Annotated in this window: 7 protein-coding genes; 3 read left to right on the forward strand and 4 right to left on the reverse strand. The window is 31.8% G+C overall.

The annotated features are described in order from the left end of the window. Positions 1–299: 299 nt before the first annotated feature. The gene (locus EJ01_RS07225; RefSeq protein ID WP_157203586.1) at positions 300–836 is read right to left on the reverse strand and encodes a hypothetical protein; all 537 of its coding nucleotides are present in this window, start codon (positions 834–836) and stop codon (positions 300–302) included. 173 nt (positions 837–1,009) lie between these two features. Then, entirely contained in the window at positions 1,010–3,091 is a 2,082-nt protein-coding gene (locus tag EJ01_RS16940) for a DUF1616 domain-containing protein (RefSeq protein WP_084689172.1), read from the reverse strand. A 179-nt stretch (positions 3,092–3,270) separates the two neighbouring features. Here EJ01_RS16940 and EJ01_RS07235 point away from each other — a divergent pair, with 179 nt between their 5' ends. From EJ01_RS07235 to EJ01_RS07245, 3 genes are read left to right on the forward strand one after another with little or no spacing between them, the layout of a single operon-like run. Then, positions 3,271–3,558: a PqqD family protein gene (locus tag EJ01_RS07235; RefSeq protein ID WP_048081098.1), complete on the forward strand. Its 288-nt coding sequence runs from the start codon at positions 3,271–3,273 to the stop codon at positions 3,556–3,558. A gap of 15 nt (positions 3,559–3,573) precedes the next feature. Beyond that, positions 3,574–3,993, forward strand: coding sequence for a lasso peptide biosynthesis B2 protein (locus EJ01_RS07240; protein ID WP_048081097.1), 420 nt, complete (start codon positions 3,574–3,576; stop codon positions 3,991–3,993). Between the two features lies 1 nt (position 3,994). Next, the gene (locus EJ01_RS07245; protein WP_052375947.1) at positions 3,995–5,863 is read left to right on the forward strand and encodes a lasso peptide isopeptide bond-forming cyclase; all 1,869 of its coding nucleotides are present in this window, start codon (positions 3,995–3,997) and stop codon (positions 5,861–5,863) included. 63 nt (positions 5,864–5,926) lie between these two features. Here EJ01_RS07245 and EJ01_RS17255 read toward each other — a convergent pair whose 3' ends face one another. Continuing rightward, positions 5,927–6,037 carry a lasso RiPP family leader peptide-containing protein gene (locus tag EJ01_RS17255; protein ID WP_169740446.1) on the reverse strand — a complete coding sequence of 37 codons (111 nt, stop codon included), beginning with the start codon at positions 6,035–6,037 and terminating at the stop codon, positions 5,927–5,929. Between the two features lie 101 nt (positions 6,038–6,138). Then, positions 6,139–6,512 (reverse strand): DUF11 domain-containing protein (locus tag EJ01_RS07250; RefSeq protein WP_048192866.1); only part of this gene is annotated, 374 nt, incomplete at its 5' end.

Here is a 6,512-nt window from a genome sequence, read left to right on the forward strand (position 1 = left end):
TTCGCATGTTAATATAAAATAATTTCAGGCATGAAAATATCATTGATATTTAAAATTTAAATTTTACGCTCTGTCTATGACATGTGCATCAATTAGACTTCATGTTAAATTTTAGTTTTGATATGAGCTATCTTAAAACATTTAATTCAAGATCACGCGAAATTACATTATTTTCGCAACCTCGGGACATGGGCGAACTTTTAAAAATAAACTTGAGTGTAATGTTTTAATAGTAAGTTACTGCTTAACTTTTGTAGGGATACATTATTTTTGTTTTTTTAGACAGTATTGCATAACTTTTAATTAGACTTTTGAAAATAGCTGTTTTTATAGTAACTGTAGGGATAAGTAACCTGCAGGTTGAACCCTATTTTTTTAAGAAAATTAAAATATCTAGTTTTGTTTATGTTATAAATAGGGGGTTCAGCAGATGGGTCGAAGATATGATCTTTCCACATTACTGCACAGTGGGCATATTCTCTTGAGTTATGGATAAGTATAACAATTTTTACATCTTCAGCACCTAATTTATTTAAATAATCTGCAAATGCCGCACTTTTGTCATCGCAGTCGCCGCAGTTATCTTTCCAAAATTGAGATGGTTTTTTAGGCACGTTAGATTTATAATTTGCTTTATAATGGACTTTTACAACTTTCTGGAAATATTTTTTAATATTTGAGTCTTTAGGATTTATATTTTTATCAGTATCCTGATTGGAGTTTTGAATATTTATTGGGCTTTTTAGAGGAGAATTATATTTTTGGACACTGTAACCTGTAAACAGGCCCATAAGAACAATAAGAATCAATATCAATAGATAATATTTTTTTTGCATGATGTAAAAATAAGCAGGATACTATTAAAATTATTAATAAATTAGTAATTGTTCTTAAATGCATTCGACCGATATACACATATCTTTAGCACTGAATAGTGTTATATTCGAATTAATTAAAATTTGGACGGTAAAAATAGGATTAAAGTTAATAAAATGTAAAAATAGATCATTTATCCAACGTTAACCCACAGGTGGAGAGACCTGTAAACTGTATTGTTGTCTGGTAATTTATATAGTAAGAATTCCAATTCCTGGTTTTGACCGTAAATGGACGGTGTAAACGTGAAAGGCTGCTGCCATGTTTCGTTGTTGGATAATGTAATATTGGTATCGTTTATGGTCTGGTTATTTAGTTTTATTATCATTTCATAGTTAACTGTGGAGTACTCGTGATTTACAATTCCCACTGTCACGTTTCCTGTTTGCCCCACTGTTAAATTTGTGGGGTAGTTGCTTGCTTTTCCATCTGGACCTAAAATGTAAAATTCTGTGAATTTTTCACCTTCCTTAGGGACTGCAATCACATAAGCTGTGGCAGAAATTGCAAGGATAATGGAAACTGCAAGGACGATTGATAAAATTCTATCTGTTCCCGATTCTCTCTTAAATGATTCAATGATCTTGTTGAAATAATACTTGAAGTTGACATTGAACCTCTCCTCTTCCGGCAGATTCCATCTCCTGATGTAAGCAGCAACACTCATAACCATAGTGAAAATTGATAGAGATATAAGTACAGGTTCTAATCTAATTCCAAATGGAGTATAATTTAATAAAAGCCCAATAAGAGGAGTAACTGCTATGCTTAAACCAAAACTGAGTGCAGTACGTTCAATTCCATCTAAATCATCTTTTTTAGGGAATAATGCAGCTATTAACGAATAACCTGGAATGAATAATATTAATAATATGCCTAAAATGACCCTGATAAATGTATCATTCAATACGGGAGTTAAAACAAAAACTATGCATAATGCAGTGATTAACCATACCAGTATAATATCTGAAGGAATAGCGATCCGACTTTCCTCTGGTAATTTAAACACTGGCTTTTTATCATGCGGTGCCTTTTGAGGACTTTTTGGCAGTGCAGATACTGAATTTTCAGTAGGTGATGTTGATTGTTTATTTCTAACTGCAATGGATTTTAAGAGTGCTGTACCCAAGTTGGATCGTTTTTGCACCTTTTTTTCTTCTCCTTCTTTTTCGGCTTTGCTTAATTTAGGATCTCTAATTTTGGAAAATACTGTTAATATAATTGTAAGGCATGCTAAAGCAGTGATAACATTTGCAGGGGAAATTTTTACAATACTGCTGAATGCTAAACACAGTAAAAATGTAACAATTGTACTTAAAATAAAACTTGATATTGCAAGCTTAAATTTAGATAAATGAGGATGAATGATGTTGATGATAGAATAACCTGATAAAAAGAACAGTAAAGGCAAAACCATAACAGACCGGATAATACTACCGCTTATTGAATTAAAAACCACGGCAATTACAGCAGCGAGTGTAAGGATAATTACCAGTAAAAAGCTGTTTGAAAATATTTTAGATCTACCTTTAGGGTTCAGTTTAAAATATTTTTCAGCGTATTTCAATCTGCCTCCGCAGCGGCATGATTCAAAGTCTTCTAAAGATTCTCCTTTTTTAAGGGTGTAGTGGCCGCCGCAGTTTTCACATACGATGTACTGGGGATCTTCAGCTTTAGGTTTTTTAGATTTCTTCTCCTTATGGGATTTTTTTTTCCTCTTCGGCTCCTTTTTAGACATGAAATTATCTTCAGCATACCTTAATTCACCGCCGCAGCGGCATGCTTCAAAATCTTCTAAAGATTCGCCTTCCTCAAGTTTGTAATAACCGTTACAGCTTTCACAGATCACATATCTATCTGGTTTCCTGGAAGCTATAACTCTCCTTATGTATCCAACTGCTGCAAAAAGTATAGTAAATAGTGCTATAATTATTAAGCGGTATCTAAAGGGAGTATTAGTGTAATGGATAGTTGAAATCAATATAAATGTGATAACCATACTTATGAGGATGCCCACTAAAATTTTAGTGATTAATCCACTTTTTTTAATGGATAATGCAGTTACAATGGAATACCCTGGTAAAAAGAACAGCAAAAGCCCGTATGGAATTAACACTATTATATATTTGTTTAAATGGGGGGTGGTGATACATACAATAGATATCACTGCCAGTAAAACTACTAAAATAATGTCTGTGTTATTTGGTCTTTTCATGCTGGTCTTCCTTGAATCAAGTATTATTAAATTTCAATTTGAATTAGTTATGTATTTAATATTAATTCATTGATATTTCCGTTATAAATACTCTATTCTTAATTTTTTAATATTTAGTATTAAATGAAAGATTTTTGCTTCCTATAAATATTTATGATCCAACCAGCAATTGAGATAACATGATACATAAAATATCTGATTTATCTGTGATTTCTGTCACAAAGGAAGCGGTTCACTGCGACGTGGAAGATGAAGTTGTAATTTTAGGTCTTAAAGACGGCGTGTATTACGGCTTAAATCCAGTAGGGGCATTTATATGGAATAATATTAATCAAGAACCGAAAACTATGGCTGAAATCCGTGATGCAGTCCTTGAAGAATACGATGTTTCAGAAGAAGTATGTGAAAAGGACTTGATGGAATTACTCACAGAACTTTCAGATAAAGGACTTATTGAAGTAAAATAAGATTTTGTTGATGTTATGGGGATAATTCATAGTTTTTTAAAATTAAGTTTTGAAGACAAATTTATTCTAGTTAAATCTTTCTTCTTACTATGGGTAATTAGAATAATGCTGTGGATACTCCCTTTTTCAGTTATTCAAAAGATCGTAGGTAAATTAACCGCAGTTTCAGGTGAATCTCACAACATTCCCCTTGAGAAATTGACATGGGCGGTTCCGGTTATGAGCAGATATGTGCCTAAGGCCACGTGTCTTACTCGTGCTTTAGCTGCGCAGATATTACTTGCAGGGCAGAATTATAACTCCAACCTTAAAATTGGAGTTTCTAAAAATAATGGGGAATTAGAAGCCCATGCATGGTTGGAAGCTGATGATAAGATAGTTCTAGGTGAATCAGAAGTTGAATATACTCCTATATTGAACATAGGTGAAAAATAAGATGAGCGCGATTACAGGGATATTCTATAGAGATGGGCGAAAAATTGACCCTGAACTAATTAAAAATATGAATGCTAGACTTTCACACAGGGGGCCAGATGGGTCTGCCGTTTGGTGTGAAGGATCAGTTGCTTTGGGGCATCAGATGCTCTGGACAACACCTGAATCTTTACATGAGAAACTCCCCTTTGAAGATGATGAATCAGGGCTTGTTATTACAGCTGATGCAAGGATAGATAACAGGGACGAGCTTTCAAAGGAACTGGATATTGAAGATAAAGAAGAAGTTTCAGACAGCTACTTTATTTTGAAAGCTTATTCAATGTGGGGTGAAGATTGTCCTGATAAGCTTTTGGGGGATTTTGCTTTTGCTATCTGGGATAAAAATGAGGAGAAGTTGTTTTGTGCCAGGGACCATATGGGAGTGAAGCCTTTTTATTATTATTTAGATGATGATATGTTTGTTTTTGGGACTGAAATTAAGGCACTTTTTTGTGTTCCAGGGGTTCCACGTGAGTTGAATGAAAAAAAAGTGGCGCTTTTCTTAATGAGAGATAGTCAAGATCAAGAATTAACTTTTTATGAAAATGTTAAAAGTTTACCATCTGCTCATTCTTTTACATTAAACAAATATAAAATCGTAAAAGAGAAATACTGGAAATTAGATCCTAACTTAAACTTAATAATGGATTCTGAAGAAGAGTATGCAAAAACTTTTCGGGATATATTTGCTGAAGCAGTGCGCTGTCGCTTAAGAAGTCATTTTCCTCTAGGATTTGAATTAAGTGGAGGACTTGATTCATCTTCAATTGTATGTATTACAAAAAAAATTTTAAGTGAAAATGAGGATATAAATTTGAAAATTAACACTTTTTCACAGATATTTGATGAAACTCCTGAAAGTGATGAACGATTTTTTATTAAAAAGGTGATAGATAAACATGAAATAAAAGCTAATTTTGTTAATGTAGATTTTATAAGTCCATTGGAGGATATCAAAACAGTTCTATGGTATCAAGATCAACCATTTTACACTCCACATATTACAAAACTAGTTAAATTTTATCAAAAAATTAATGAAGAAAGTATAAAAATAGTTTTAAGTGGTCAGGGTGGTGATCAAATTGTATCCCATGGGAACAATTATCTTCGAGAACTAGCATTAACATTTAGTTGGAAAGAATTAATTAAAGAGATAAATGGACGTTCTAGTAACTCTCATGAGAATAAATTTAAAATACTTCTGGAAAAAATTATTTTTCCTTCTGTTCCATATGATCTTAAAAAATTAATTAAATTATTTTTAAGGAAAAATGAAGATTTGTTTATTAATGAAGATTATTTAAAGAGTTTAGGTATTGATAACGTAGATTATAATGAATCATTAAAACAATTTTCATCTAAAAAATATCATTATCATGCTATTAATGATGCTTATGACAAAACGGTATTTGAAACAACGGATAGACTTGTTGCATGTTCCGATATTGAATTAAGATATCCTTTTTATGATAAAAGGCTCATTGAATTTTGCTATGCGTTACCAACAGAAATGAAATTAAAATGTGGATGGAGTAGATATATTTTACGTATTGCAATGGAAGATATTTTACCTACTGAAATTCAATGGCGTTATAATAAAACAGATTTAAGGCCAACATATGAAAAAAACTTTTTACTATTTGAAAAAAGCACATTAAAAAAAATTATTTATGATGATAATAGCATCATCAAGAGCTATGTGAATTTAAAAGAACTTCAGAATATTTTTGAAAGATATAACGGAAATAATCATGATCTTTTCGAAATTTGGTTAGTGGTTTTATTATATCTATGGTTTTTACTACAACAAAAATATCTCATAAATTGATTAAAAATTTTTCATTTTCAAAATTTGCTATCTTTAACGTGTACCTAAAAATTGATAGATGAATTAGCTTTCTGGACCACCCTGCATATCTGCTCCTCCTACACCAAAACCTTTAGTAATTTTTTTAAGATCACCATGTTTTTTTAATTCGGGTTTTTCATATTTTTTCTTCAAATTTATAACCTCCTTAAAGAATGTTTTTAATTTATATATTATATTTCTTATAAATAAATTAGTTAGAGGGTTTTTAGTCCTCTAATATTTTTTTTAACTATTTATGTTATAATAATATATTTTTCATTTGCGTTGTTTTCTGTGTTCCAGTCGTATTGTGCGGGTGTTCCTGACAAGTATGCGCGATTTGCAATAGTTGTTCCGGATTCAGCGTCTACTCTGGCAATTATGGTCAATGTGACTTCTTTTCCATTGGTTAAAGTTCCGATAGCCCATAATCCGGTTGTAGGGTCGTAAGTTCCTTGGCTTGCTGTAATGCTGGTATTTGGGTCACTGTCTACTATTAATCCGTTTGGCAGTAAATCAGTTATATTTACTCCTGTAGTGTTATTTGGTCCATTGTTTTTAACATTAATTTTTATTGTGACGTAATCACCTTTTTTGGGATTACTGTTATTTGTTGTTTGGTTTACTT

This window comes from Methanobacterium veterum (assembly GCF_000745485.1).
Classification (GTDB): Archaea; Methanobacteriota; Methanobacteria; order Methanobacteriales; family Methanobacteriaceae; genus Methanobacterium_D; species Methanobacterium_D veterum.